The sequence below is a fragment of the Cupriavidus sp. 96C5-1 genome (assembly GCF_057798855.1).
This window is the reverse complement of record NZ_JBYOJU010000007.1, coordinates 142,035-168,928: the sequence shown is the minus strand read 5'-3', so window position 1 is coordinate 168,928 and position 26,894 is coordinate 142,035. Positions and strand designations below refer to the sequence as shown.

Sequence of the window (26,894 nt, the reverse complement as noted above, 5' to 3'; positions counted from 1 at the left end):
GTGTCCCCGGGTTGATCTGATTTAGATCTGCAGGGCCTAAAGGCGGAGTGGTGTCGGGGTCTTCGGCTTGGATGGGTTGGGACAGGTCTGTCTACATACGAGGCCGTCGCCATCGGGCGGCGGGAAGCTATCGCGGACTACGCTAGCCACGAAGCTTGCGTTTCGCGCGCCTCCTCCTCCCGGGATAGGAAAAGGACGCTATCCGCCATGTCGAATACCGCCTGCCGATGGCTGACTACGATCAACGTCTCGACCCGCTCGCGCAGCGCAGCCAGCACGCTTGTCTCGGTAGCATGATCCAGCGCCGAGGTTGGCTCATCAAGAATGATCGTTCGCACATCCCGCGCCAGCGCCCGGGCGATGGCAATACGCTGCCGCTCCCCGCCGGAAAGAAGAGGGTCGGCAGGCGAGATCTCGATATCGAGCGGCGATCCACTCGTATCCTGCTTGATGCCTCCGAGTCCCAGGGCATCCACAATTTCCATTAATCTTGCATCCGGAATGTCCACGGCGGATCCGTATGTCAGGTTGTCGCGCAGACTTCCTGAAATCACGACGGCATCCTGCGGGACCATTGCGACATGTGCAAAAACATCATCGGGCCCGATGTCGGAGAGCTTCACGCCAAGGAACCGTATTTCACCGCGTGTGACCGGCACCAGGCCCAGCATCGCCTGAAGCAGCGTCGTCTTGCCCACGCCGGACGGACCGCCGATAGCATGCATGCGCCCGGCATCGAAGCAATAGGTAATGCCCCGCGACGTCGCAGCAGGAAGATGAACGACGTTCAGTTCGAATACCGGATCGCGCGTCCGCGGAACAAGACCGTTGCCCTCCCTGTCATGCTCCTTGTCCATATACGCGAGCCCGACATTCAGTGCCGTATAGCTCTTCTTCAAATCGATTAGCGAGCCGGCGATCATCATGAATGGTGTGGTGAGCTGGGATATATATCCCACTACCATCACGAAATCCCCCACCGTTCTTTCCCCCGCAAGCGTCTCTCGTGTCATGTAGAGCGTAAACGCCGTAAGGATCAGGCCAATACACACCGTTTGCAGGCCCATCATGCAGCCCATCCGCAAGTGAGCGCGCGTCACGGTACGCACGTACGTGCCCATGCGGACTCTCGCTAGTGCCTCTTCCCTGACGTACGCATTGTTGTAGCGGATATCATCGAGCATGCGCATTCGTTCGCTCAGATGACTCGATATCGAATTCCGGGCCGCGAAGATATCCTGGTGAATCGATACCGTTCTGTTGGCCATGGAATACGCGACCAGGAACAGCACGACGATTGCCGCCGTAAACGCCGCTGCAAACGCCAGATCGATCCTGGACCACAGGATCAGATACACCACACACAGCTCGAACATAATCGGCAAGATGGCCCAGAAGACCGAAAAATTGATATACCCGAAGCTTTCACGCGCCCGCTCGATCTCCGAGAGCACGACACCCGCATCGAGTTGTTTCTGTTCGCTGCGTCGAAGACGGATCAGATGATGAAAAAGGCCCTGGTATAGCGCATCCTCGCACCTTGCCTGCAGCGCGGCCGAAGCCACCCCTTTTACCCAGATGAACACCTGTGTCGACGTCCAGGTTGCAGCATAAGCGCACGCCATGCCCATGATCATGGCCGGAACCCGTGCCTGCGCCGGAAGGCTGAGCATGTTGGTCAACTGCCCCAACAGGAATGGCACGGCGGTGTTTGCCATGCTGATGCTCAGAAAGAAGACAGACACCAGAAAGAAATGCAGGAGGTAGCGTGGATAGTATTTCCTGACTAGCTCGGTCGCGCGCACATATGGTGTCACCCATTGACTTGTGAAACTGTTCATCGGCTGTATTCCTATATAGAAACAATCGGCACGATTTTGCGTGCGAGGTACTGCAAGTCTCCAATGACTTTTCCATCGATCTCCACCCACGCATGCGCGAGGAAGTCATAGCGCTGCACGCCTATTTTGAATTCACCCCGGATGCCGGAGCGAAAAAGTAGCATGGCGAGCGCTATTGAAGATTCTAGGCATTCGACGCGTCCGGGAAAATACGTCGCAGCATGATGGATAGCCATTGCGTATGTCCGCGCCACTCCGCTTTTAGGTCCTGCAACCCCAAGTCAGGCCCATAAATTCGGCTAAACGTTATCAAAAATGGAAGCCTCGATCCTCGCTCTCCTTCGAACTTGGGCTTTCGCCCAGGGCATGGGGCATACAACGGGCCGGAGGAGGGGGAGCGTATCATTCCAGACGGTTTTGGCACATCCTGACAGCTTCGTCTAGCGCACCCAAGGTCTGCGCCCCTCTCCCGCTTGTGCGAGTGGGTCGCAGCACAGCGGTGGATCAAGCCATACGGAAGTTCGACGAATTCCAGGAACAGGACAGAGATCGATGCAATATTTGTTTGCGTGGCGCCGCCACGCCGTAGTGGGCGACGCGCCGTCGCTGGCGCCAGGCGCCGCCGGTCATGGCCAGGCACCGCTGGTGCTGGAGACCGTGGTCAATATCCGCGACCTGGGCGGCCTTGTCACCGCCGATGGCCGCCAGGTGCGCGCCGGCAAGCTGTTTCGCAGCGGCAATCCGGGCCTGGCCAGCGCCGCCGATATGGCGCGCCTGCGCGCGCTGCAACTGGACCTGGTGATCGACTTCCGCTCGTCTGGCGAAAAATCGCCGGCGGAGAGCGGCTTTGGCCAGGTCTTCCGCTGGGTGGCTTCGCCGGTGCTGGAAGGCAGCATGTCGATGGCGGAGCTGATGCCGCGCCTGCGCGGCGGCAGCGCGCCGGAGACGGAGGCCTTCATGCTGGAGGTCTACCGCGATTTTCCGCGCAGGTACCAGGCCGCCTTCGGCGGCTTCCTGAAGACCGCGGAGCAGGGCGGCAACCTGCTGTACCACTGCACCGCCGGCAAGGACCGCACCGGCTTTGCCTCGCTGCTGCTGCTCGGGGCGCTGGGGGTCGGGCGCGACGCCATCATGGCCAATTACCTGGATTCGAATCGCTGCAACCAGGGCTTCAACCGGCAGATGAGCGACCGGGCCGCGCAGTCCGGCGTCGACCCGGCGGTGATGTGGCCGCTGCTGGAGGTGAAAGCGTCCTATCTGGAGGCGTCCATGCACGCCATCGAGCAGGATTACGGCGGCATGGAAACCTATCTCGGCGACGTGCTGGGCGTGGATGCGGAGCGCCTGCGGCAGGCTTACCTGGTGCGAGCCTAGGCAGTGTCCCTGGCCACGGATTCGTTGCGCCGGCAGGCCGGCAAGCATGCGCCATGCGCCGTCGCGAATGCGCGCAAGGCGCCAGCCCTGCCGCGCGTCGTTCCCGGGCCCGCACGCCTTCCCGATCCGCCTGGTTCCTCAACGCTTTTCGGATTCAGGCCGCCGGGTCGCCGGGAGCGGCTGGAACAGGCAGTCCGCTGTGCTGGCCAGTCGCACGAACGGTCCGTTCAATACCAGGTTGTGATGCGCGGTGATCGCCCGCGCGGACAGGGCCGGCGTGTCCATGGTGGTATGCGCGTCGGCCACCAGCACGCCCCTGAAGCCGAGGTCGGCGACGGCGCGGCAGGTTGTGTCGATGCAGTACTCCGTTTTTACCCCGGCGATCACCAGCTCGGCCACGCCGGCGCCGGCGAGCCAGCCGGCCAGCCCGGTGCCGAAGAAGCAGTTGGGCCGGGTCTTGTCGAACACCGTGTCCTGCGCCGCATCCACCATCAGCCCGGGCAGTAGTTGCGTGAGCGCGCTTCCCGGCGCGATGGGCGATCCCTGCGGCCCGGTGTGCCGCGCCGCGAAGACCGGGGCGCCGGCCTGGCGGGCCTGACGAATCAGTGCGTTGATGTTGGCGAGTACGCGCTCGCCTTCATATGGCTGCTGCGGGCCGTTGAACATGCCGCATTGCATATCGACGATCAGAAGGGCGGACCGCCCTGCGCCTGGATCCTGCATGGTGTTTCTCCTGTGATGCCGGCGCTGGCGGAGAAACGGCAGGTCCCCATCCATTGCTGGCGGGGCCTTGGGGCAATACGCTGATGCTACTTCGACTCCGGGCTCGCGTACCGGCCGCACGACCCGCCGAAAGCGGTCGTGGTGGTAGCGGTGGTAGTGGCAGAGGCGGCCGGGCGCTCGATGAAGTGCATGCGGGCATCATGCAGCAGGCCATGCGGCGCGTCAACCTCCATCCGGCCATTGATGGCGGCCGCCTGCCGGCCTCTTAACGGGCTGCCTGCGCCGCCCCTGCCTGCTCGCGCAGGATCCGCGCGGTATTCAGCGCGATCATGCCTTCTTCGTCGGTGGGCAGCACCAGCACCGGCACGCGGCTGTTGTCGCGGCTGATGCGCTGGCGGTTCTCGCCGTTCGCGGCGGCGTCCAGGCTGATGCCGAACAGGTCCGCGAGCCGCGCGCAGATGCGCTCGCGCACCGGCGGCGAATTGGCGCCGATGCCGGCGGTGAACACCAGCGCATCGAGGCCGCCCAGCGTGGTGGCCAGCTTGCCGATTTCCTGCGCAGCGCGATAGGCGTAGAAATCGATGGCCAGGCGCGCGCGCGGCGCGTCGCTGGCCAGCAGGGCGCGCATATCGCTGCTGACGCCGGACAAGCCTTTCAGCCCCGACTCCTGATACAGCATGGTCTCGATATCCTTGCTGCTCATGCCTTGCTGCGACAGCCACAGGACGGCGCCGGCATCGATGGCGCCGCAGCGCGTGCCCATCGGCAGGCCGTCGAGCGCGGTCAGGCCCATGGTGGATTCGATGCTGCGTCCCTCGCGCATGGCGCACAGGCTGGCGCCGTTGCCCAGGTGGGCCACGATCACGCGGCCGGCGGCAAGATCGGGCGCGACCTGTTGCAGCCGGCGTGCGATGTATTCGTAGGACAGGCCGTGAAAACCGTAGCGGCGGATGCCGCGTTCGAAGTATTCGTAGGGCAGCGCCAGCAGTTGCGCCATCGCATCGTGGCTGGCGTGGAAGGCGGTGTCGAAGCAGGCCACCTGCAGCAGTGCCGGCGCGGCTTCGCGCACCGCGCGGATCGCCGTGAGATTGTGCGGCTGGTGCAGCGGCGCGAGTGGTACCAGCGCCTCCAGTTTGGCGATGACCTCGTCGTCGATCTTCACCGCTGCGGCATAGTCCGCGCCGCCGTGCACCACGCGATGGCCGATCGCCACCGGCGGCGTATCGCGCAGGCCGATGCTGAGCACCAGCCGGATCAGGCGGAAGGCGGCGTCGTGATCGGCCACCTGCGCCACCGGGAACCGTTCGTCGGCGACCGCACGGCCGTCGGCCATGCTCGCGGTGAGGCGGGGCGCCACGCCGATGCCTTCGATCTGGCCATGCGCGCTCAGTACCGGATTGATGTCGGTGTCGGCGTGCGCGGCCTCGGGCACGGCGTACACCGAGACCTTGACGCTGGATGAACCGGCATTGACGACGAGGATGGTGGGATGGACAACGCTCACGCTGGCAAGCCTCCTTCGGGGCGGGGGGATCGGACGCTCAGACGCCGGTGGCGGCCTGGGCGGTGCGGCGCGCATGCGCCACCAGTACGGCAATGGCGCAACTGCCGATGCGCGCGCGCACGCTGTCGGCGCGGCTGGTGAGGATGATCGGCACGCGCGCGCCCAGCACGATGCCGGCGGCTTCCGCGCCGGCCAGGAAGGTGAGCTGCTTGGCCAGCATGTTGCCGGATTCGAGATCGGGCACCAGCAGGATGTCGGGGTCGCCCGCCACCTCGGAGACGATGCCCTTGGTCACCGCCGCTTCGCGGCTGATGGCGTTGTCGAAGGCCAGCGGGCCGTCGAGGATGCCGCCTTCGATCTGGCCGCGCCGGCTCATCATGCACAGCGCCGCGGCGTCGATGGTGGAAGGGATTTTGTCGGTCACGGTTTCCACCGCCGACAGGATCGCCACCTTGGGGCTTTCGATGCTCAGCACGCGCAGCAGGTCGATCGCGTTGCGGCAGATATCGGCCTTGTCGTTGAGCGTGGGGAAGATGTTGACCGCGGCGTCGGTGATGAACAGCGGCTTGTGGTAGCTCGGCACGTCCATCGCGAACACATGCGAGAGGCGCCGGCCGGTGCGCAGGCCCGTGGCCGAGGCGGTGACCTCGTGCATCAGTTCGTCGGTGTGCAGGCTGCCCTTCATCAGCAGCTCGGCCTCGCCCGAGCGTATTGCCGCCACCGCGCGCGCGGCGGCGGCGTGACTGTGCGGCGCGTCGATCAGCACGCTGCCGCCGAGGTCGAGCGCGTTGGCGTCGGCAACCTGGCGGATCCGCGCCTCGGGCCCGATCAGCAGCGGCACGATCAGGCCAAGCCGCGCGGCCTGCAGCGCGCCGCCGAGCGAGGAGGCATCGCAGGGATGCGCCACGGCGGTGGGAATGGCTGCCAGTTCGGCGCAGCGGGCCAGCAGGACGGAGTACTTGTCGAGCGTCTTTGTCATCGGCTTTCCAGTGCGTCGGGAGGGGCGGCCGCAAGCAGCGTGCGGCACGCATGCTGCGTCGCGCAAAAAAACAAGGCCCAGTATAGGGCAAGTTTCCTGCAGAACGATGACGGCGCCGCCCCGGCTTGCGCCAGGTCATGCCGGTTGGGCGATCCCCTCCAATGCGGGTTGTCAATACGGAGCCTGGCTGGTAGATTAGCCTGTGCTGCAAGGCAGCAATTTCGTATGGCGGCTCGCGCCGCCACGGGAAATCGACTGCCTCCAACGCCATATCGTAGAGGGGAAGCCGAGTGAACGCACGAGTACCCGTCGCCCATGCCGGCAGCGCCGCCGCCGGCATGCCTGAGTTGGCCGTGAACGTCCCGCCGCTGTTGTCCGATGCGTGGTCCTACGCGCTGGATGCCTGGCAGCGCTCCATCCTGTTGCTCGATATCCTGCGCGAGCGCGGCAACCAGACCTTCGAGCACGAACGCGAGGGCATGCCGCCGGTGCTGGTGTTCGATCACGAGGTGCTGATCGACGGGCGCACGCTCGAGCAGCCCGCCAACTATGCCTTGCTGCGCATCCTGCCGCCGCCCGGCATGGTGACCGACGAGGCCAAGCGGCCTTTCGTGGTGATCGATCCGCGCGCCGGCCATGGCCCCGGCATCGGCGGCTTCAAGATCGACAGCGAGATCGGCATCGCGCTGCGCCGCGGCCACCCGTGCTACTTCGTCACCTTCTTCCCGGTACCGTGTCCCGGCCAGACCATCGAAAGCGTGGCGCGGGCCGAAGCCGTGTTCCTGGAGACCGTGGCCGGGCGTCACCCGCAGGCGCAGGGCAAGCCTTTCGTGATCGGCAATTGCCAGGGCGGCTGGGCGCTGATGATGCTGGCCGCGGCCGCACCCGAACTGGTCGGGCCGATCCTGCTGGCCGGCTCGCCGCTGGCTTACTGGTCGGGCGTGCGCGGGCGCAATCCGATGCGCTACAGCGGTGGCCTGCTGGGCGGCTCGTGGCTGTCGTCCCTGGCCGCCGATCTCGGCAACGGCCGCTTTGACGGGGCCTGGCTGGTGCAGAATTTCGAGCAGCTCAATCCGTCCAACACCTATTGGAAAAAACTCTACGAGGTTTATGCGCGGGTCGACACCGAGCGCGAGCGGTTCCTTGAGTTCGAGCGCTGGTGGGGCGGCCACTTCCTGCTCAACCGCGCCGAGATCGACTGGATCGTGCAGAACCTCTTCGTCGGCAACCATCTCACTGCAGGCGAGGTGCGCAGCGCGGACGGCAGCGTGGCGGTGGACCTGCGCAACGTGCGCTCGCCCATCGTGGTCTTCGCCTCCTGGGGGGACAACATCACGCCGCCGCAACAGGCGCTGAACTGGATTCCCGATCTCTACGCCAGCGTCGACGAGATCGTCGCCAACGAACAGGTGATCGTCTATTGCCTGCATGAGAAAGTCGGGCATCTTGGCATCTTCGTGTCGGCCGGCGTGGCCAATCGCGAACATACCGAACTGTTCTCCGCGCTCGACCTGATCGATGTGCTGCCGCCCGGCCTCTACGAAGCGCGCATCGAAGATATCGCACCCGGCACCTCGCATCTCGAGCTGATCGACGGGCGCTACCTGATGCGCTTCGAGCGCCGTACCATCGACGATATCCTCGCGCTGGACGACGGCCGCGACGACGAGCGCCCGTTCGAGGTGGTGCGCCGCGTGGCCGAGGTCAACCAGCGCCTGTACGATACGTTCGCGTCGCCGGTGGTGCAGGCGCTGTCCAATGAGCTGGGCGCGTACGCCATGCGGCAGATGCACCCGGCCCGCCTCGAGCGCTCGCTGGCGTCGGATGCGAATCCGTGGATGGCGTGGGTGGCCGCCTTTGCGCCGGCGGTGCGCGAGGCGCGCCAGCCGGTCGCGCAGGACAATCCCTTTGTCACGCTGGAACGCGCCGCGTCCGACTACATCGTGCGCACGCTGGATGCCTGGCGCGACCAGCGCGACGCGCTCTGCGAGCAGACCTTCGAGGCGCTGTACAAATCGCCCTGGTTGTCCGCGATGATGGGCTTCGCGCCCGGTGCCGAGCGGCGCGGGCCGCCGCCCGAGAACGCGGCACTGCGCAAGGAACTCGCGGCCAGGCGTATCCATGACGCCGAGGCGCAGATCGGGCAGGGCACGCCGCTGGATGCCTTCATGCGCATCGCTGCCTATGTCGCCGACGAAAACACCAGCATCGAGGAGCGGCCCTTCAACCTGATGCGGCAGATGGCGCGCGAGCACCTGGAGCAGCAGCCCGACATCGCCATGCTCAAGGATGCGGTGAGGCGGCAGAGCCTGATCGTCGGGCTCGACGCCGCGCGCGCCATTGCCGCGCTGCCGTTGCTGGTGCCGGACAGTGCGCTGCGCCATCGCATCATGATGGCCATCCATCGCATCATGACCGTGGCCGGACCGCTCGACGGCGGGCGCCTGGCGCGCTACCGCGAGGTGGCGCGAGTGCTGGGTACCGACCATACGGCGCGGGAGCCGGCCGCTGCCGCGGTGGCAACCGTGGCGGCGCCCACGGCCTTGCCTGCTGCGCCGGTCCCGGCCGGCACGCAGGCCGAAGCGCCTGCGGCACCGCGTGCCGGGCGCGAGCCGGAAGCGCCGCAAGCCAGCGCCTCCGCCACCCGGAGCAAAACCGCCGCGGCGAAGCGTGGCGGCGCCGGCAGGCCGGGCCTGGCGGAGAAGCCGGCAAGATCCGCCAAGGGCGCGGCGCGGCGCGGCGGCAAGACGGGGCGTTGATCACCGCATCCCGTGCCGTGGGGCGCACGCCGGCCAACCGCATTCGATGAGCGAGGATGTCATGGTGCAAGTACTGAATCCGCCCTTGCTGGGCGCGCGCGTGCTGGTGGTCGGCATTGCCAATGCGGACTCCATCGCCTGGGGCTGCGCACGCGCTTTTCGTGAACTCGGCGCCGAGCTGGCGATCACCTATCTCAACGACAAGGCTTACCCGCATGTCGCGCCGCTGGCCGAATCCGTCGGCGCCACCATCCTGATGCCGCTCGATGTGGAGGATCCCGCGCAGGAGCAGGCGCTGTTCGAGCGGATCACCGGGCAGTGGGGCGCGCTCGACGTGCTGGTGCATTCGGTGGCCTTCGCGCCCAAGGCGGATCTGCAGGGCGGCCTGCTGAATTCTTCGGCGGCCGGCTTCGCGCGGGCCATGGATGTCTCCTGCCATTCCTTCGTGCGGCTGGCGCGGCGCGCCGTGCCGCTGATGCGCGCGGGCGGCAGCCTGTTCGCCATGAGCTACGAGGGCGCCAACCGGGTGGTGCCGAACTACGACCTGATGGGGCCGGTCAAGGCCGCGCTGGAAGCCGCCTGCCGCTACCTGGCGCACGAACTGGGCCCGAGCGGCATTCGCGTGCACGCCATCTCGCCGGGACCGCTCAAGACCCGCGCCGCATCGGGCCTGAAGGATTTCGATCACCTGCTGGCCGAGGCCGCGGGCCGCGCGCCGCTGGGCGAGCTGGTCGATATCATGGATGTGGGGTTCGCCACCGCCTACCTCGCCACGCCTTATGCGCGCCGCATTTCCGGCAATACCGTTTATGTCGACGGCGGCGTGCATATCATGGCCTGAGGCCGCCGGCAGCACAAACGCGCCACGGCTTGCCACCAGGCCCGCCGCGCGGCGCCTACACTACCTACAGTGGATACCGGAGGCTGCCGCCCGCCGCGTGCGCGCTGCCTCATATCGGGAGCGAGACATGAAGGTACTCATCCGGGGGCTGCACCGCGATGTGACCGAAACGATGCTGCGCGACAAGCTGGCGCCCTATGCGCCGGTCAAATCCGTGGAACTGGTGCGCGAAGGCGATCCCGACCATCCGTGGGCCTGGGTCGACCTGGATGTCGATCCCTTCAGGGCGTGGCGTCTGCTGCGCCAGCTGGACCGGCAGTACTTCGCGGGCAGCATGATGCGCTGGTACATTCCTGCCCACCAGGGATGACGCGCCCGGGCTGCCGCCGCGTGGCCCTTGGGCTCCTTCGGCATTGCGCATTAAGATTAGCGGCATCTGTCACTTTGCTGCGCTGCCATGCGGCAGCGCTTTCTTCCGCATGCTAGAACTCGACGGCGCGATCTGGTTCCGCGCAGGCTCCCAGGACTGGGGCGGCGGCGAACGCATCGCCCTGCTAGCCGCGATCGGCGAGCACGGCTCGATCACGGCGGCGGCCAAGGCGGTCGGCCTCAGCTACAAGGGCGCCTGGGACGCCATCGACGCGATGAACAACAGCGCCGGGGAGCCCCTGGTGGTGCGCGCCGCCGGCGGCCGCGGCGGCGGCGGCACGGTGCTCACCGAGCGTGCCGTCAGCCTGATCCGCACCTATCGCGCGCTGGAGCGCGAACACCGGCTTTTTATCGCCCATCTCGCCACGCTCGGCCATCTCGGCGAGAGCGCGCAGGACGACCTTCACCTGATGCGGCGCTTCATGGTCAGGACCAGTGCCCGCAACAAGCTGTTCGGCAAGGTCGTGGCAATCCGCGCCGGCACTGTCAACGACGAGGTCGCGCTGGCGCTCGCGGGCGGCCAGCAGGTGGTCGCCACCATCACCCGTGAAAGCGTGGAGACGCTGGGCCTCGCGCCCGGTGCCGAAGCCTTCGCGCTGGTCAAGGCCTCGTCCGTGCTGCTCGGCCTGCCCGAGCCTGGGCTGCGGCTGTCCGCGCGCAACCAGTTGCCGGGCACCGTGACGCGCGTGCTGCCAGGCGCGGTCAACGCCGAGGTGGCGCTCGAACTGGACGGCGGTGGCACCGTGGTGGCGATCGTCACCAACGACAGCGTGACGGCGCTGGGACTGGCCGACGGCAGCCGCGCGCTGGCAATCTTCAAGGCATCGAGCGTGATTCTCGGCACCCTGGGTTGAGCGCTGCGCGCCGGGTATCGGGTTCAGGCGGCTTCAGGCGGGCTCAGGCGGGTGTCAGCGGCTTGCTCAGCAGTACCGTGGTGAAGCCGCTGTGCCAGCTTTCGTCGGGGTAGAATCCCACCTCGGCATAGCCGTGGCGCCGGTAGAAGGCGCGGCTCGCCTCGTTGAAGGTGTCGGTTTCGAGCCGGGCCTGGGCATGGCCCGCGACAGCCATCGCGGCTTCCGCGTGGGCCAGCAGCGCGCTGCCCAGCCCGAGGGACTGCCAGCGTGGCGACACGTGCAGCGCCCAGACAAAGTCGTTCTCCCAATCCACCATGCCGGCCACGGTGCCGGCCACGCAAGCCAGGTGGAATTCCGCCAGCCGGCTACGGACATAAGCGGCAATCTTGTCTTCCTGCTCGAAGCGGGCGATCGCATCGGCCGTGAGCTGTGGCTTCCACGTGGCGAGGTAGGTGTCGGTGAGGATGGTGGCAACGGCCGGCGCGTCGGACGGCCCGGCGCGCCGGATCTGGATCTGCGGGTTGGGGGGTGACGTGTTCATGCCCGCAAGCATAACCGGACGGGCGAATTCCGTGCGATGCGTTGCCGCGCAAGCAGAGCGCTGCCGTCCTGATCGATGTGAAGCGACATAACGCGAAATCAAGCGAAATCAAGCCCTTGCACCGGAGTATCGCCATGCCAAGAAACATAGAGATCAAGGCCCATATCAACAGTGTCGAATCGCTGCTGCCCCTGGCGGCGCCGTTGTCCGACCATGGCCCCGAGCAGATCCTGCAGGACGACACGTTCTTCGCCTGCCCCAACGGCCGGCTGAAGCTACGGGCGTTTCCTTCGGGCGAGGGGCAGCTGATTTTCTATGCGCGCGCGGACCAGGCCGGGCCCAAGGAGAGCCGCTACATCATTTCGCCCACCACGTCGCCCGACACCCTGCGCGCGGCATTGACGGCGGCCTGGGGCGAGAGCGGCCGGGTGCGCAAGGCGCGCACGCTGTTCCTGGTGGGCCGCACCCGCGTGCATCTCGACCGCGTGGAGGGGCTGGGGGATTTTCTCGAGCTGGAGGTGGTGCTGGCCGATGACGAACCCGCGCAGGCGGGCGTTGACGAGGCGCATGCGCTGCTGGCAAAGCTCGGCGTGACGGCAGGGCAGTTGATCGAAACCGCTTACGTGGACCTGCTGCGCGCGCGTACGGCGGCAGGCTGAGCGGCGCGCCGGTAGCGCCGTCAGACCGCTCGCGCGGAGACGGGAGCATATACCTGCGGATGCCCCTTGACGGGAGCGGAGCCGAAGATACGGCCCTCGCGGACTTCCAGCACGTGGTCGCCGAGCGCCTCCACATCGTCGGGGTCGTGCGAGATCACCAGCATCGGCACTTCCAGGCTGCTTTGCAGCGCGCGCAGTTCGGCGCGCATGCGCACGCGCAGCGCCGGGTCGAGTGCGGAAAATGGTTCGTCGAGCAGCACGATATCCGGCTGCGGCACCAGCGCGCGCGCCAGCGCGGCGCGCTGTTTCTGGCCACCGGAGAGCTCGGCCGGATAACTGCCGGCGATCGCGCCCAGGCCAAAGGCGTCGATCCAGCGCTGCGCTTCCGGATGGCTGGCGCTGCGGCGCGGATTGCGCCAGCCGCGCGCCAGCCCGAAGGCGATATTCTGCGCCACGGTCAGGTGCGGGAACAGGGCATAGTCCTGGAACAGGTAAGCCACGCGCCGCTCCTGCGGACGCACGTCGACGCGCGCCTCGCTATCGAACAGCGTGCGGCCGTTCAGCGCGATGTGGCCGCTGTCCGGTGTCAGCAAGCCCGCTATGGCGCGCAGCGTCAGGCTTTTGCCCGCGCCGGAAGGCCCGAACAAGGCGATGCGCTTGCTGGCCGAATCGAAGGCGATATCCAGCGCGAAATGGCGCTCGGCGCTGCCCAGGCGCTTGCGAACGGTGACTTGCATGCTCATGGCTGGCCTACCGTAGCTGTTTGCGGGTGGGTGGCACCAGCCGGCCGGCCGCCACCAGCAGCAGCACGCAGGTGAGCGAGGTAACCACCACCAGCAGGTTGGCGGTATTGTCGTCGCCGGCCTGCACGGCTTCGTAGATGGCTACCGACAAGGTCTGCGTGCGTCCCGGCAGGTTGCCTGCCACCATCAGCGTCGCGCCGAATTCGCCCAGCGCGCGGGCGAAGGCCAGCAGCACGCCGGCGATGATGCCGCGCGCCGCCAGCGGCAAGGTGACGCGAAAGAAGATGCCTGCCTCCGGCGTGCCGAGCACGCGCGCGGCATCCTCCAGCTGGGTGTCCACGCCTTCGAAGGCGGCGCGCGCCGACTTCAGCACCAGCGGGAAGGCCACGATGGTGGAGGCCAGCACCGCGCCCTGCCAGGTGAAGACCAGTTCGATGCCGAGCCGGCCGAGCCACTCGCCGAAGACGCCGCGGCGCCCGACCAGCACCAGCAGGTAGTAGCCGAGCACGGTGGGCGGCAGCACCAGCGGGAGTGTGAGCAGGGCATCCACCACGTCGCGCGCGGCCGAACGCCAGCGCGACAGCGCGAAGGCTGCGCCGACGCCGAGTACCGTATTGAGCACGGTGGCCCAGCCTGCCACCTTGAGCGACAGCGAGAGCGGTACCCAGACAGCTTCCAGGGTGTTCATCGGGATGGGCGCCTGCCGGCCAGGCCGGCCAGGCGCGGAAACGGGTTCAGGTTGGCGGCGCTGCGCGCAGGTTCGGGCGGCAGCGTTCGAGGCTCGGGATCAAGGCTTCAGGAAACCATACTTTGCCAGTACCGCCTGGCCTTCCGGCGACATCACGTAGCCAAGGAACGCCGCGGCTTCGGCGGGCTGCTTCGACTGCGCGGTGACGGCGATCGGATACGTGACCGGCTGGCGTGTCGGCACCCGCAGCGCCACCTTGACCTTCTCCGGCATGATGGCCGCATCGGTGGCGAACACGAAGCCGGCATCCACCTCGCCGCGCGCCACATAGTCCAGGCTCTGGCGCACGTTCTGCGCCATCACGCCCTTGGCGGATACCGCATCCCACACGCCCGCTGCTTCCAGGGCGCCCTTGGTATAGCGGCCCACCGGTACCGACGCCGGGTTGCCAAAGGCCACCCGCTTGAAGTCCGGCCGAGTCAGGTCCTGCAGCTTGTCCGCAACCAGCTTGCTGTCCGCGGGCAGGATCAGCGCCAGCTGGTTGGCGGCGAAATCGCGGCGCGTGGCGGCCTGCACCACGCGTTCGGCGACAGCCTTGTTCATCGCGTCCTGGTCGGCCGAGGCAAACACGTCGGCCGGCGCGCCATTGACGATCTGCTGCATCAGCACGTCGGAGGCGCCGAAATTGAGCACCACCTTGGTCTGCGGATGCGCGCGCTCGTAGGACTCGGCCAGCGACTTGAAGGCATTGGTCAGGCTCGCCGCGGCGGACACCACCAGGTCGGCGCCAAAGGCGGCCGGCGCGGACAGCGCCAGCGTGGCGGACAGCAGCAGGCCAGCCGCCAGCGAGACGGTCCGGCGGGCGCGGCGGGATTGGCGGGGCAGGGCAGGCAGCGAAGCGGTGATCGGTTGCATGGGCGTGGCGGAGCAAGGTTGGAAAGCGTGGCAGGCAAGCCGGTCAGCCTGCCAAATGCGCAATATATGACGGTATATAACGCGGCGTCAATGACACAGCTCGTCTGTTCAGCTTATCGCGACAGGTCATCCGAGTGATTTGCAGTCGTCATCTTAATGCAACGTAAACGTCACCTTGCTGCCATTTGCGCTCGGGACAATGTCCGGCTCCAGGCACAACAAGAAAGAAGGGAGCCACCAAATGAGCAGCCATCCGACCGGCGCCGTGCGAGCACGCACGGCATCCGCTTCGTCACCGATCTTCGCCGCATCCACTGTATCCACCGTCTCCGTCCTGGCCGCCGCCGTTGCCGCTACCGCGCTGCTTGCCGCCTGCGGCTCGGACGACAGTTCCGCCGGCGCCGGCGCCGGCACTGTCGCCACGCCCCAGGCCGGCGCCGTCTCGGCGGGCACCAAGGCGACGCTGGCCTTGCTGGAGACCACCGATCTGCACACCAATGTGCGCAGCTACGACTATTTCAAGCTGGCGGAGGACAAGTCCTTTGGCTTCGAACGCGTGGCCACCCTGATCAAGCAGGCGCGCGCCGAATTTCCCAACAACCTGCTGCTGGACAACGGCGACACCATCCAGGGCACCGCGCTGGCCGACTACCAGGCCCAGGTCAACCCGCTGAAGTGCGGCGACACGCTGGCCATGTACAAGGTGATGAACGCCGCCAGGTTCGACGGCGGCGGCATCGGCAACCACGAATTCAACTACGGCCTGGGCTACCTGAACCAGGTCACCGGCAACCGCTTCAACGTCGACGGCCTGCCTGACCCGAGCGTGCAGACGCCGTGCGCGGGCCCGGCCTTCCCGCAGGTGCTGGCCAACGTGTACAGCGTGCGCACGCGTGCTCCGCTGTTCCAGCCCTATACCATCATCACCCGCCAGATCGCCGCCACCGGCCCCGACGGCAAGACGGTCACGGTGCCGGTCAAGGTCGGCATCATCGGCTTCACGCCGCCGGCCATCATGAGCTGGGACAAGCGCTGGCTCGACGGCAAGGTCTACACGGTGGGCGTGAAGGAAGCCGCCGAGAAGTTCGTGCCGGAGATGCGCGCCAAGGGCGCCGACCTGGTAGTGGTGATCTCGCACGGCGGGCTCGACGCTTCCGCCTACTCGCCCACCATGGAGAACGGCAGCTGGCACCTGTCCAAGGTGGCCGGCGTGGATGCCATGCTGATCGGCCACTCGCACCAGGTTTTCCCGGATGCCACCAGCACGGTGGGGCAGTTCAACCTGCCGGGCGTGGACAAGGTGCGCGGCACGGTCAATGGCGTGCCTACGGTGATGGCCGACTACTGGGGCCGCCGTCTCGGCGTGATCAAGCTGCAACTGGCGCATGACGGGAACCGCTGGACGGTCGACAAGAGCGCCACCAAGGTGGAGACGCGCTCGGTGCAGAACGCCGACAAGAGCTTTGTGGCTCCAGATGCCAGCGTAGCGGCAGCGGTCGATGCGGAACACCAGGCGACCATCGCCTATGTGAAAACGCCGATCGGCACCACCGACTACCGCATGAATACCTACTTCGCCGACGTGGGCGATCCGGGTGCGATCCAGATCGTCAACCAGGCACAGGCCGCCTACGTGAAGGATTACATCGCGGCCAACCTGCCGTCGCTGGCCTCGCTGCCGGTGCTGTCGGTATCCGCGCCGTTCAAGAGCGGCTTCGGCGGCGGCAACGACTACACCGACGTGCTGTCCGGCAACCTGGCCATCAACAATGCGGCCGATCTCTACCTCTACCCCAACACCATCTATGCGGTGAAGGTCAGCGGCAGCGACGTCAAGGCCTGGCTGGAGACCGCGGCCAAACGCTTCAACCTGATCGATCCGGCCAAGACCACCGACCAGCCGCTGATCAGCGGCTTTCCCGGCTACAACTTCGACATGTTCACCACGCCCGACCTGCAGTATGAGATCGACGTGACGCAGGCCGAAGGCAGCCGCATCAAGAACCTGACCTACAAGGGCGTGCCGCTCGACGCCAGCCAGCAGTTCGTCGTCGCCACCAACAACTACCGCGCCAGCGGCGGCGGCAACTTCCCGGGCCTGGACGGCAGCAAGACGGTCTATGCCTCGCCCGACGCCAGCCGCGACGTGCTGATCGCCTACATCAAGAAGGCCGGCTCGATCACGCGGGCGGCCAACGGCGCGGCCCGCAGCTGGCGCTTTACCAAGGTGGCGACGGCCGGCAAGGTGGTGTTCGCCTCGGCCCCGGACCAGCTTGCGCAGGCACAGGCTGCCGGTCTCGCCAATATCGCGCTGGTGCAGGCCAATTACGACACCACCAAGAACCTGTCGCTGTACAGCGTCGACCTTAACCAGTAAGGCGGCCATGAGCACGTCGATCAGCACGTCAGCTAGCGCGGCAACGAAGGAAACGATGGCGCCGCCGCGCACCGCGCCGCGCCGCCGCCGCTTCCGCCTGCATCCCGTCCTGGCCGTCGCGCTGGTGGCGGTGGCGGTGGCGGCAGGCTGCGTGGGCGGCGCGTCGGCGTGGCGCGAGCATGCCAGCGCGCGCCGCGTGCAACTGGCCCAGTGGCAGACGCTCGCCGGCGCGGCCGGCGACGCGCGCGCCCTGGCCGCGCTGCGCGCGGCGGCACAGGGCGGTGAAGCCGCGGCGCAGGCCGCGCTGGGCGAGGCCCTGTGGCCGAGCGCGGATGCGGCGCTGCGCGCGGAGGGCGCCGGCTGGTTGCGCAAGGCCGCGGCGGCGGGGGATGCGCGCGCGCATTTCCTGCTGGGCAAGGCCGCTTTCCAGGGCGGCGTGGGCAGTGCAGGCGCACCCGACGCCGAAGCCGCCTGGCGCCATCTCACGCTTGCCGCCGAGGCTGGCAACACCGGCGCCGCGTATTACCTCGGCTTGCTGTACCGCGGTGGCTATGGCCGCGCACCCGATCCGGCGGCTGCCGCGCGCTGGTTCGGGGTGGCCGCCGAGGCTGGCGTGCCGCAGGCCATGTTCATGCTGGCCAATGCCTACCGCGAAGGCGCCGGCGTGCCACGTGACGAAGGGCGCGCCGTGGCCTGGTACGAGGAAGCGGCCGAACGCGAGCATCCGGAGTCGATCCAGGCGCTGGCGATGGCGTATCGCTATGGGGAATTGGGGTTGAAGCGGGATGAAGGGAGTTTCCGGGCGCATCTCGCGGAGACCGCGCACGCGCTGAAGCATCCCGCGCTGAGTCCCTGAGCCGGCAGCCGTCCCGTCCGGGGCGGTTGGCCGATATCGCGCGCTCTGGAAGCGGGCAAGGCGATGCCGGCGGTTGCCGGCATCGTTCAAGTCTCCCTGCCGGGCTGGTCCGCTCGCTCACGCAGGCGGCGGGGCGTCCTTGAAGGCGCCCTTGAGCATCTGGCGCAGCTCGGGACTGTCCTGATGCTTGTGCACCAGCACCGCATGCTGGACCGCGACCTCGATCAGCTCGTCTTCGCTGTCGGCGCTGATGGCCACACTGCACTTCGACTCGCTCGGAAATTCGCGGCAATCGATATATTTGCGTCCCATGCTTGCCTCCTGACGCGTAAGGTTTTTCGGGCAGGGTGCCACTTGCACCCCGGGCAGGCGCTTTCCCCATGCGGCGCCCGTGCGCGGCGATGTCCTCCGTCATCGGGGATCGGGATGAACGGCGCCGCCACGGTGGCGGGCGCCTGATCCAGTATAGGGCGCGCCTGAGTCCGCCGGCGTGCCGGAATCCACGGCGCTCGCCGGCTGTCGGCCGCATCAGGCCACTGGCGTGATCACCTTGCCGGTGCAGAGGAAGGCATCCAGGTTGTCGAACACCAGCCCGGCCATGGCCGCGCGGGTTTCATGCGTGCCGCTGGCCATGTGCGGCGCAAGGACGACATTGTCCAGCGCGAACAATGCCTCCGGCACCTGCGGCTCGGCGCGGAACACATCCAGCCCGGCGCCGCCCAGGCGGCCTTCGCGCAATGCCGCCACCAGCGCGGCCTCGTCCACCACGCTGCCGCGCGAGACATTGACCAGGATGCCCCGTGGGCCCAGCGCCTCGATGATGGCGGCAGAGACCAGCCCCTCGGTCTCGGGGCCGCCCACGCAGGTCACGGCCAGGAAATCGGCCCAGCCGGCCAGCGCCTTCAGGTCCGGCTCGTGGCGCCACGGCGCGGCTTCGCGCGGGCGGCGGTTATGGTAGGCGATCTCCATGCCGAAGCCGGTGGCGCGCTGCGCCACTTTCTCGCCGATGCGGCCAAGGCCCAGGATGCCCAGCTTCTTGCCGGACACGCGCGTGGTCAGCGGAAAGCTGTCCTTGCCCCATTGGCCGGCGCGCACGAAACGGTCGCCATGGGCGATGCCGCGCGCGGCGTCGAGCAGCAGGCCGAATGCGAGGTCGGCCACGCAGTCGTTGAGCACGTCGGGGGTGTTGCTGACCTGGATGCCGCGCGCACCGGCCGCGTCCAGCGCGATCGAGTCATAGCCCACCCCGAAGCTGACAACCGCTTCGAGCTTCGGCATTGCCGCGATGGCCTCGGCCGTGATGCCGTGGCGGGCGGACGTCACCACCACGCGGGCCTGCTGCGCATGCTCGCGCAGCCACGCCAGCCGGTCGGCCTGCTCCCACAGCGGAACGGCCTGGTACTGCTCCCGCAGGCGGGAATTGATCTGCGGCGCGAGGGGGCCGATCTGGACGAGCGAGACTTGGGACATGGAAGCGGCGAAGGAAAGAGTGTGGGGGAAAACGCGCGCAACGGCGCGGGGCCGGCCAGCCGCTACCGGTTCTTGCGCGGGACGGCGTTCAACGAGAGGGCAATCATAGCGCTTGCGCCGGGGCGTTGCAGCGCCTCCCGTGGACAGCGCGGGGCAGGCGGGCCGCCGATAAAACAACCCGGCCGCAGTCGGGCCCGCCTGCCGGATGGCCCTCGCGCGCAGAGGGGCGATCTGGCCAGGAGCCAGGGAAAGCGAAAGCAGCGGATTTGTCCAGCGCCCAATCCGTCGTCTTGGCTTCAAACAGATCGGCTATCCTCAACCACGCCAACGTCCGTTCCAAGATACCGAACATGAAAACCATCTACCTGGCCGGCTTCGACGTATTTCGCAAGGATGCCATCGCCCACGGCGAAACACTGAAGGCCCTCTGCGCCCGGCACGGCTTCCACGGCCTCTATCCCCTCGACAAAGCCGCCCCGGCCGGCCTGCCGGGCCCCGATACCGCCCGCTGGATCTACGAAGCCAATCTCAACCTGCTGCGCCGCGCCGACATGGTCATGGCCAACCTCGACGATTTCCGCGGGCCGGGCGAGCCGGATTCGGGGACGGCCTTCGAAGTGGGATTCGCGATTGCGCTGCAAAAGCCGGTATGGGGCTATTCCAGCGATCCCGGCACCTTGCTGGAGCGCGTCGCGGTGGCGCAGGGGGCAAACGGCGAAGCGCTCGATGCGCGCGGCTTCGTGGTGGAGGACTTCGGCCTGGGCAAGAACCTGATGCTGGCCTGTTCGGTAAAGCTGGTGGAGGGCGGCGCGCAGGCGTGCCTGGCGGCGATGGCGGAGGCCGAGCGGCGGCGCAGTTGCCGGGGCGCCTGCGCGCCGGCGGAGGATTGATGGCGGCGAGGGCGGGGCAAAGGCTCCGCTGCATTGCGTCTCAGCGGCGCAGCCCTTCCACCCCGGCCGCGATGTCGGCCGCCGCGCTTGCCACGATCTGGCGGTAGGCCGCCACCACGCCGTCGATGGCGCCCGGCGCGGGCAGTTCGGATTGCGTGCGGCCGGCGCTGACCTTGCCGTCGGGCAGGCGGCGCACGGTCCAGTTGATGACGGCGCCGGCGCGTTGGCCAACGTCGGCGTCGAGCCGGACCACCTCGGTGGTGATGCGGTACACGGGTTCCACGCCGGACAAGCCTTGCTGGTAGGTATCGACCGCGCCCAGCCTGGCCTGCAGTTGCTGGGAGAGTGCGTCGCGCAGTTCGTCCGGCAGGGGCGCGGACCAGCGCGCCAGGTCGATCAGCTTGAGTTCGCCGCTGTCCTTGCCGTCGCGCACCACCAGTTGCGGCCGATTGAGGCGTTCGGGCACGCGCACCGGTGCCACCTCGATCCATAGCGGCTGCGCCTGCGGCGGGCGGGCGGGGGCCGCGGCCTGGCCCGCCGCGGTATCGGGGCCTTGCGCCAGCGTGTAGTAACGCGGATCGGGCGAGGCGCAGCCGGCCAGCAGGACGGCCAGGAGCACGGCCGGCAGGGCCGCGGGCCGCGCCCGGCTGGCCAGGCGCGCCAGCGGGTGCGCGGAGGAAGGCGAAGGGATCTGGCGGTTCATCATTGTTTCTCCGTCTTGCCGCGCACCAGCGCTTCGGGATGGCGTTCGAGGTAGTCGGTCAGCGTGCGCAGCGATACCGCGGTGCGCGTGAGTTCCTGCATCATGCGGCGCGTGTCCTGCTGCAGCGGCGCATCCGAGGCGAGCGTGCCGTTGGCGGCATTCAGCGTCTTGCGCGCATCCTGCAGCGCCGCCGTCACCTGCGGCGCCACGTCGCCGTTGAGCTGGCTGACCAGTTTGTCGGCGCTGCTCATCATGGTGTTGAGCGTTGCCATCGAGGTGCGCAGGTCCTGGCCGATCTGCTCGAACGGCACCTTGTCGATCTTGCTGACAATCTCGCCGAGCTTGGCCTGGAGTTCATCAAAGGCCGCGGGCGTGGTCGCCAGCTCCGGAATCGGGCCCTCCGGGTTGACCTTGGCCGGCGGCGCCTTGGGGAAGAAATCGAGCGCCACATAGAGCTGGCCGGTCAGCAGGTTGCCGGTGCGCAGCTGGGCGCGCATGCCGCGCTTGATCAGGGTCTGCACGATACCGCGAGCGCGGTTGGCGTCCTCCAGGTCACGCTGGCGGAAGCCCATGCGCGAGGGATACAGTTCCACCACCACCGGCAGACGGAACGCTTTCTTTTCGCTCAGGTATTCGATGCCGATCGATCTGACCTGGCCCACCACCACGCCGCGGAAATCCACCGGCGCGCCGGGCGAGAGCCCACGCACCGACTGGTCGAAGTTGAGCACGGCCAGCGAGGGTGCCAGTTCCTCGGGTTCCTTCATCGCCTCGGTCTGGTCGCTGGCCAGCAGGAACTGGGTGTTCTCGTTAGCCGCGGCGGTCGCCTTGGAATCGTCGGGCGCCTGGAAGGCGACGCCACCCAGCAGCACCGTCACCAGCGACTGGGTATTGAGCTTGAAGCCGCCGGCGTCGAGCTTGATGTCCACGCCGCTGGCATGCCAGAAGCGGGTGTCGGGGGTGACCAGCCCGTCGTAGGGCTTGTTGACGAACACGCGCAGCGAGAGATCGCGCCCGTTCGGCTCCAGCTGGTAGGCCACCACCCGGCCGACCTGCACGCGGCGGTAGTACACCGGAGAGCCGATGTCGAGCGAGCCGAGATCGGCGGCGCGCAGCAAGAACTGCTTGCCGGACGCATCGGTGGTGACCGCCGGCGGTGCTTCGAGGCCGGTGAAGTTGCGCACGCGCTCGTCCGACTTGCCGGCGTCAACGCCGATATAGGCGCCGGACAGCAGCGTTTCCAGGCCGGAGATGCCGCTGGTGGCAAAGCGCGGGCGTACCACCCAGAAGCGCGTGTCCTTGGCCGAGAAGCTGGCCGCGTCCTGGGTCAGGTCGATTTTTGCGATCACGTGCGAACGGTCGGGCGCGAGGCGCACGGACTTGACCAGGCCGATGTCCACGTCCTTGTAGCGCACCGCTGTCTTGCCCGGTGTAAGGCCCTCGGCGGTGCGGAAGGACACCGTGATCTCGGGGCCGCGCTCGGTGAGCGTGCGGATCAGCAGCGACAGGCCGACCACCGCCGCCACGATCGGGATCAGCCACACCAGGGAGGGCAGCCAGCTCGCGCGCCGGCGCCGCTCCGGCGCGGGCGGCAGCGAGGACGGCGGCGGGGACGAGGGGGGGGACTGATCAAGGTCGGGCATCTTTTGCATCCAGCGAATCCCACAACAGGCGCGGGTCGAAACTTAATGAAGCCATCATGGTGAGCACCACCACGGAAGCAAAAGCCATGGCCCCGGCACCGGGGATGATGGTGGCGAGCGCGCCGGCCCGTACCAGCGAAGCCAGCAGCGCGACCACGAAAATATCGAGCATCGACCAGCGGCCGATCACTTCCACCAGTCCATACAGCCGGGTTTGCTGGCGTATCCGCCAGCGTGAGCGGAAGTGCACGGAGAGCAGCAGCAGCGTGAGGATCATCATCTTCAGCAGCGGCACCACGATGCTGGCGACCAGCACCACGATGGCGAGCAGGTTGGAGCCCGAGAGCCACAGGTAGATCACGCCCGACAGGATGGTGTCGCGCTGCGTGCCCAGGATGGACTGGGTCACCATCACCGGCAGCAGGTTGGCGGGGATATACAGGATGTAGGCCGCCAGCAGGAAGGCCCAGGTGCGGGTCAGGCTGTGCGGCTTGCGGTGGTGCAGCGTGGCGCCGCAGCGCGGGCAGGGCTCGCCCTCCAGCGCGCGCGGGCTGAGCGCGTCGCAGGCATGGCAGGACAGCAGCCCCATCGAAGTGGCGGTGGGTACCTGCGGCAGCGGCACGCGCTCGTCGTCGTCGGTCAGCTCCGCCACGACTTCGGAGGCCAGCCGGCGCGAGCGCGCCAGCGCGGAGGCGGCCTGCTTCGCGGTGGGCCTGGGCGCGGGCGTGCTCATCGGGGCGGCTCCTTTTCCAGGTACTGCCAGAGGTCGCGCGGGTCGAAGGACAGCATCGCGGCCAGCACCACCACCAGCGCGCCGAACGACCACAGCGCGATGCCCGGCAGCACCTGGGCCATGGTCGAGAGCTTGACCAGCGTGACCAGCACGCCGATCATGAAAACCTCGATCATGCCCCACGGCCGGGTCTGCCGGATGCCGCGCACGATGCGCTCGAAGCCCGGCGGCATGCGGCGCCGGGCCATCGGCACCAGCAGGTAAAGCATCATCAGCATCTCGCACAGGGGAAAGAGGATGGTGGTGCCGAACACCAGCATGGCCACCAGCGCCATGTGGTCGGCGTTGAGCGCCTGCACGGCGCCCCACAGCGTGGTCTCGGTGCGCACGCCCTTGAGATCCATCTCGACGATGGGATAGGCGTTGGACACCAGGAACAGGATCAGCGCGGTCACCACCAGCGGCAGCAGGCGGGTGTAGGCGCGCGTGCTCTCGCGGTAGAGCTGGCCCCCGCAGCGCAGGCACAGGGCGCGCTCGCCGTCGGCCAGTTCCGTGCGCTGGTAGACCGCATCGCAGTATTCGCAGGCCACCAGCCGGCTGAGTTCGGCGGGCGGGGCGGGCTCTGCCCGGAGCGGCTCGGGACGGCTGGCTTCGCTCATGCCTGGCCGGAACCCGCGACGTCCTCGGGGGTGGTGATGGGCCTGCCCTGGGCCAGCTCGCGAGGCGGATCGGAGGGATGCTGCGAGCCGATGGTCCAGTCGCGCAGCAGGGCATAGGCCACCGCCAGCAGCGTGGGACCGATGAACACGCCGAGGAAGCCGAAGGCCAGCGCGCCGCCGAACACGCCCAGCATCACCCAGATCAGCGGCATGTCGGTGCCCTTGCTGATCAGCAGGGGCTTGATGACGTTGTCGGCCATGCTGACCACGCCTACGCCCCACACCACCATGAAGATGGCCCAGCCGAGCGAGCCGGTGTGGTACAGCCACAGTGCGGCGGGAATCCATACCAGCGGCGGTCCCACCGGGATCACGGACAGGAAGAAGGTGACAAAGCCGAGGATGGCGGCCCCGGGCACGCCGGCGATCCAGAACCCGAGGCCGGCCAGCACGGCCTGCACGAATGCCGTGCCGAGCACGCCGTAGACCACGCCTTTGACGGTATTGCCGGCCAGCGCCAGCAGGTGGTCGGCGCGCTCGCCGGCAATGCGGCGCATGCCGGCACGCAGCCAGGCCACCGCGAATTCGCCGCCGGTATAGAAGAAGAACGCCAGCACGATCGACAGCGCCAGCTGGCCCAGCCCGGCGCCGATCGACAGTCCGGCGCCCAGCACCACATGGCCCACCGGCGCGATCAGCTTGCGCAGGTTGGCCACCATCTCCGAGTCGGCATGGATGACCTTGTCCCAGGAGCTTTGCAGGTAGGCGCCCGCATAGGGCAGGGTGCCCACCCAATCAGGCAGTTGCGGGGCGCCATGCTCGACGAAGCGGTCGACCAGGCCGGACAATTCGTCGATATGGGCGGAGATGCTGGTGCCGGCATAGACGAAGGGTCCCAGCACGGTCACCGCCGCCAGCAGCACGCAGATCATGGCGGCCAGGCTGCGCCGGTTGCCCAGCCAGCGCGCCAGCAGCGTATAGGGGTACCAGGAGCTGAAGGCCAGGATGGCGGCCCACAGCAGCGCGGTGGTGAAGGGTGCGAGAACCAGCAGCGAACCGCCGATCAGGACGATCAGCGCGAAGATGGCAGCGAGTTTTTCAATCAGTTGGCCGGAATTCATCGGGCGCATCTCCTAGACTGCCGCTGTGACATGAACGGCGACAATATATAGGAAAACGCGAGGGGTGCCGGACGCGGGCGGCCTCGGCGATGGACAAAATGCTGCACTGCGGCCCCTCGGGGGGCCTGGCCGGACTGCGAGCCGTCCCCGAACGTCCCCGGATGCCATGGCTCGGTGACATCTCCCGGCAGCGCGAGAAAGCGGTCCAGTGCCGGCCGGTGCCCGCGGGCACGGTGGCGCACAGATCCGCCGCCGGCCCTGGCTCGTCCAGGGCGACGAAGGCCATATCGTCGCGCAGGGCGCCCGGCAGCGTGCGCTGCAGCGCACTGACGCCCGCGCCGGCCAGGCTCAGCTTGCAGGCTGGGCCGTCGCCCCGGCCTGCACCGGCGGACCTTGCTGCAACAGTGCGGCGATCAGGTCGGACTGCGTGACGATGCCCAGCAGCCGGTGCTGCGCATCCACCACCGGCATCTGGTGCAGGCCGCGGTCGGAGATGGCGCGGGCCAGTTCCACCATGGGCTGTTCGGGCCGCGCCGTCACCACGCCGGTGTGCATCAGGTCGGCGGCGGTGCCGGCGCGCTGCCGGTCCTCTGTCCCGCCGCGAACGGCGAGCAGGTCCGGCAGGCTGAGCATGCCCAGCAGGCGGCGCTGCCCGTCCACCACCGGCAGCGACTGGACGCCGTGCCGCACCAGCAGCGCTCGCGCCTCGCTGCCGCTCTGGCCGGGTTGCACCGTCACCACGTCGCGCGACATGATGTCCGCGCAGCGCACGTCGCCGAAGCGGCGGCGATAGGCGCGCAATTGCGCGGCCACCAGGATTTCCTCGAGGTCGTCTTCCTCGATGTCGAGAAATTCGCCGCGCGCCTTCAGCACTTCGTCAAGGTCGGCCCGGTTGAAGCCGACCCGTTCGCTGGGCAGCGGATCGGCGGTGCGATGCGGGTTGGTGTGCTCGACCGGGCGGTGCGGATAGCGCCGCCGCATCAGGTTGTTGAACAGCAGCGCCACCAGCAGCAGCAGCATCGAATTGAGCGCGACCGGGAATACCACGAAGCCAAAGCCCAGCTGGCTCACGGCCGGCCCGCCGAACACCGCGGTGATCGCCACCGCGCCGCTGGGCGGGTGCACGCAGCGCAACTGGAACATGGCGGCGATGGCCAGCGCCACGGCGGCCGAAGCGGCCAGCCCCGGCGCGGGAATCCAGCGCGCGCAGGCCACCCCGATCAGCGCCGCTACCAGGTTGCCGCCGATGATGGACCACGGCTGGGCCAGCGGGCTGGCCGGCACGGCGAACAGCAGCACCGCGGATGCGCCCATCGGCGCCACGAACCATGGGTTGAAGCCGCCAAGCAGGTGGCGGCTGATCAATTCGGTGATCAGCAGGCCGAGGAGCGCGCCCAGGCAACTCTTGAAACGCTCGCGGCGGCCGGCGGTAATCGGGGTAGGGACGAAGGCGCGCAGCCATGCGCGCGCCCGTTCTGGCGTGAACTCGGCTAGGGAAGGGGCCTGGGATGGCGGCATGGTTCTGGGCTTGGTCAAAGGGGGCATGGGCGGCGAACGGTGGAGAAACACGCGAAAAGTGAGTATTCGTCACC

At 67.8% G+C, this 26,894-nt stretch carries 26 protein-coding genes; 9 read left to right on the top strand and 17 right to left on the bottom strand.

What is annotated here, in order from left to right:
- Nucleotides 1-137: 137 nt before the first annotated feature.
- Nucleotides 138-1,841, bottom strand: coding sequence for an ATP-binding cassette domain-containing protein (locus AC3FOF_RS11520; RefSeq protein WP_488726649.1), 1,704 nt, complete (start codon nucleotides 1,839-1,841; stop codon nucleotides 138-140).
- Nucleotides 1,842-1,852: 11 nt separating this feature from the next.
- Nucleotides 1,853-2,095, bottom strand: a complete 243-nt coding sequence (locus tag AC3FOF_RS11515) for a lasso peptide biosynthesis B2 protein (RefSeq protein ID WP_488726648.1) — start codon at nucleotides 2,093-2,095, stop codon at nucleotides 1,853-1,855.
- Nucleotides 2,096-2,393: 298 nt separating this feature from the next.
- On the opposite strand from AC3FOF_RS11515, the gene AC3FOF_RS11510 reads away from it, so the two are divergent.
- Entirely contained in the window at nucleotides 2,394-3,215 is an 822-nt protein-coding gene (locus tag AC3FOF_RS11510) for a tyrosine-protein phosphatase (RefSeq protein ID WP_017228864.1), read from the top strand.
- A gap of 138 nt (nucleotides 3,216-3,353) precedes the next feature.
- On the opposite strand, the gene AC3FOF_RS11505 is transcribed toward AC3FOF_RS11510, so the two are convergent.
- The 3 genes from AC3FOF_RS11505 to AC3FOF_RS11495 all read right to left on the bottom strand — a co-directional run bounded on the left by AC3FOF_RS11505 (nucleotide 3,354) and on the right by AC3FOF_RS11495 (nucleotide 6,421).
- On the bottom strand, nucleotides 3,354-3,938 hold the full coding sequence (locus AC3FOF_RS11505) for a cysteine hydrolase family protein (protein ID WP_488726647.1): 585 nt from the start codon (nucleotides 3,936-3,938) through the stop codon (nucleotides 3,354-3,356).
- Between the two features lie 265 nt (nucleotides 3,939-4,203).
- Nucleotides 4,204-5,442, bottom strand: a complete 1,239-nt coding sequence (locus AC3FOF_RS11500; RefSeq protein WP_276266716.1) for an acetate/propionate family kinase — start codon at nucleotides 5,440-5,442, stop codon at nucleotides 4,204-4,206.
- Nucleotides 5,443-5,479: 37 nt separating this feature from the next.
- A complete protein-coding gene (locus tag AC3FOF_RS11495; protein WP_488726646.1) occupies nucleotides 5,480-6,421 on the bottom strand; it encodes a phosphate acetyltransferase in 942 nt (313 codons plus the stop codon).
- Between the two features lie 290 nt (nucleotides 6,422-6,711).
- On the opposite strand from AC3FOF_RS11495, the gene AC3FOF_RS11490 reads away from it, so the two are divergent.
- From AC3FOF_RS11490 to AC3FOF_RS11475, 4 genes are all read left to right on the top strand, one after another.
- On the top strand, nucleotides 6,712-9,180 hold the full coding sequence (locus AC3FOF_RS11490) for a DUF3141 domain-containing protein (protein WP_488726645.1): 2,469 nt from the start codon (nucleotides 6,712-6,714) through the stop codon (nucleotides 9,178-9,180).
- Nucleotides 9,181-9,241: 61 nt separating this feature from the next.
- A complete protein-coding gene (gene fabI / locus AC3FOF_RS11485) occupies nucleotides 9,242-10,021 on the top strand; it encodes an enoyl-ACP reductase FabI (RefSeq protein ID WP_035806265.1) in 780 nt (259 codons plus the stop codon).
- 127 nt (nucleotides 10,022-10,148) lie between these two features.
- Nucleotides 10,149-10,391, top strand: a complete 243-nt coding sequence (locus AC3FOF_RS11480) for an RNA recognition motif domain-containing protein (RefSeq protein ID WP_017224492.1) — start codon at nucleotides 10,149-10,151, stop codon at nucleotides 10,389-10,391.
- Nucleotides 10,392-10,500: 109 nt separating this feature from the next.
- A complete protein-coding gene (locus AC3FOF_RS11475; RefSeq protein ID WP_488726644.1) occupies nucleotides 10,501-11,304 on the top strand; it encodes a TOBE domain-containing protein in 804 nt (267 codons plus the stop codon).
- A gap of 43 nt (nucleotides 11,305-11,347) precedes the next feature.
- On the opposite strand, the gene AC3FOF_RS11470 is transcribed toward AC3FOF_RS11475, so the two are convergent.
- Nucleotides 11,348-11,845 carry a GNAT family N-acetyltransferase gene (locus AC3FOF_RS11470; RefSeq protein WP_488726643.1) on the bottom strand — a complete coding sequence of 166 codons (498 nt, stop codon included), beginning with the start codon at nucleotides 11,843-11,845 and terminating at the stop codon, nucleotides 11,348-11,350.
- A 134-nt stretch (nucleotides 11,846-11,979) separates the two neighbouring features.
- Here AC3FOF_RS11470 and AC3FOF_RS11465 point away from each other — a divergent pair, with 134 nt between their 5' ends.
- Nucleotides 11,980-12,504 (top strand): class IV adenylate cyclase, encoded by a 525-nt coding sequence (locus AC3FOF_RS11465; protein ID WP_035812910.1) that lies wholly within the window; start codon nucleotides 11,980-11,982, stop codon nucleotides 12,502-12,504.
- Nucleotides 12,505-12,524: 20 nt separating this feature from the next.
- On the opposite strand, the gene AC3FOF_RS11460 is transcribed toward AC3FOF_RS11465, so the two are convergent.
- The 3 genes from AC3FOF_RS11460 to modA form a co-directional block, all read right to left on the bottom strand.
- Nucleotides 12,525-13,247 carry an ATP-binding cassette domain-containing protein gene (locus AC3FOF_RS11460; RefSeq protein ID WP_276266721.1) on the bottom strand — a complete coding sequence of 241 codons (723 nt, stop codon included), beginning with the start codon at nucleotides 13,245-13,247 and terminating at the stop codon, nucleotides 12,525-12,527.
- 7 nt (nucleotides 13,248-13,254) lie between these two features.
- Nucleotides 13,255-13,926, bottom strand: a complete 672-nt coding sequence (gene modB / locus AC3FOF_RS11455) for a molybdate ABC transporter permease subunit (protein WP_035812907.1) — start codon at nucleotides 13,924-13,926, stop codon at nucleotides 13,255-13,257.
- A 108-nt stretch (nucleotides 13,927-14,034) separates the two neighbouring features.
- Nucleotides 14,035-14,850, bottom strand: a complete 816-nt coding sequence (modA, locus tag AC3FOF_RS11450; RefSeq protein WP_488726642.1) for a molybdate ABC transporter substrate-binding protein — start codon at nucleotides 14,848-14,850, stop codon at nucleotides 14,035-14,037.
- 241 nt (nucleotides 14,851-15,091) lie between these two features.
- Between modA and AC3FOF_RS11445 the strand changes: the two genes are divergently transcribed.
- Both AC3FOF_RS11445 and AC3FOF_RS11440 read left to right on the top strand, forming a co-directional pair.
- A complete protein-coding gene (locus AC3FOF_RS11445) occupies nucleotides 15,092-17,227 on the top strand; it encodes a bifunctional 2',3'-cyclic-nucleotide 2'-phosphodiesterase/3'-nucleotidase (RefSeq protein ID WP_488726641.1) in 2,136 nt (711 codons plus the stop codon).
- 7 nt (nucleotides 17,228-17,234) lie between these two features.
- Nucleotides 17,235-18,083: a tetratricopeptide repeat protein gene (locus tag AC3FOF_RS11440; RefSeq protein ID WP_488726640.1), complete on the top strand. Its 849-nt coding sequence runs from the start codon at nucleotides 17,235-17,237 to the stop codon at nucleotides 18,081-18,083.
- A 117-nt stretch (nucleotides 18,084-18,200) separates the two neighbouring features.
- Here the strand turns inward: AC3FOF_RS11440 and AC3FOF_RS11435 are convergent, their stop codons facing one another.
- Together AC3FOF_RS11435 and AC3FOF_RS11430 are read right to left on the bottom strand one after the other, a co-directional pair.
- Entirely contained in the window at nucleotides 18,201-18,395 is a 195-nt protein-coding gene (locus AC3FOF_RS11435) for a DUF1059 domain-containing protein (RefSeq protein ID WP_017226121.1), read from the bottom strand.
- Nucleotides 18,396-18,611: 216 nt separating this feature from the next.
- Nucleotides 18,612-19,553, bottom strand: a complete 942-nt coding sequence (locus AC3FOF_RS11430) for a 2-hydroxyacid dehydrogenase (protein WP_017226120.1) — start codon at nucleotides 19,551-19,553, stop codon at nucleotides 18,612-18,614.
- Between the two features lie 350 nt (nucleotides 19,554-19,903).
- On the opposite strand from AC3FOF_RS11430, the gene AC3FOF_RS11425 reads away from it, so the two are divergent.
- The gene (locus AC3FOF_RS11425; protein ID WP_276268359.1) at nucleotides 19,904-20,443 is read left to right on the top strand and encodes a nucleoside 2-deoxyribosyltransferase; all 540 of its coding nucleotides are present in this window, start codon (nucleotides 19,904-19,906) and stop codon (nucleotides 20,441-20,443) included.
- 40 nt (nucleotides 20,444-20,483) lie between these two features.
- Here AC3FOF_RS11425 and AC3FOF_RS11420 read toward each other — a convergent pair whose 3' ends face one another.
- The 6 genes from AC3FOF_RS11420 to AC3FOF_RS11395 form a co-directional block, all read right to left on the bottom strand.
- Nucleotides 20,484-21,146: a PqiC family protein gene (locus AC3FOF_RS11420; protein ID WP_488726664.1), complete on the bottom strand. Its 663-nt coding sequence runs from the start codon at nucleotides 21,144-21,146 to the stop codon at nucleotides 20,484-20,486.
- Nucleotides 21,146-22,789, bottom strand: coding sequence for a PqiB family protein (locus AC3FOF_RS11415; protein WP_488726639.1), 1,644 nt, complete (start codon nucleotides 22,787-22,789; stop codon nucleotides 21,146-21,148). Before AC3FOF_RS11415 ends, AC3FOF_RS11420 begins: the two co-directional genes overlap by 1 nt.
- Nucleotides 22,776-23,522, bottom strand: coding sequence for a paraquat-inducible protein A (locus AC3FOF_RS11410; RefSeq protein ID WP_276268356.1), 747 nt, complete (start codon nucleotides 23,520-23,522; stop codon nucleotides 22,776-22,778). The genes AC3FOF_RS11415 and AC3FOF_RS11410 overlap by 14 nt, the downstream gene beginning before the upstream one ends.
- Nucleotides 23,519-24,181: a paraquat-inducible protein A gene (locus tag AC3FOF_RS11405; RefSeq protein WP_276268355.1), complete on the bottom strand. Its 663-nt coding sequence runs from the start codon at nucleotides 24,179-24,181 to the stop codon at nucleotides 23,519-23,521. The genes AC3FOF_RS11410 and AC3FOF_RS11405 overlap by 4 nt, the downstream gene beginning before the upstream one ends.
- Nucleotides 24,178-25,302: an AI-2E family transporter gene (locus AC3FOF_RS11400; protein ID WP_276268354.1), complete on the bottom strand. Its 1,125-nt coding sequence runs from the start codon at nucleotides 25,300-25,302 to the stop codon at nucleotides 24,178-24,180. Before AC3FOF_RS11400 ends, AC3FOF_RS11405 begins: the two co-directional genes overlap by 4 nt.
- 348 nt (nucleotides 25,303-25,650) lie before the next feature.
- A complete protein-coding gene (locus AC3FOF_RS11395) occupies nucleotides 25,651-26,820 on the bottom strand; it encodes an HPP family protein (RefSeq protein WP_488726638.1) in 1,170 nt (389 codons plus the stop codon).
- Nucleotides 26,821-26,894 lie beyond the last annotated feature (74 nt).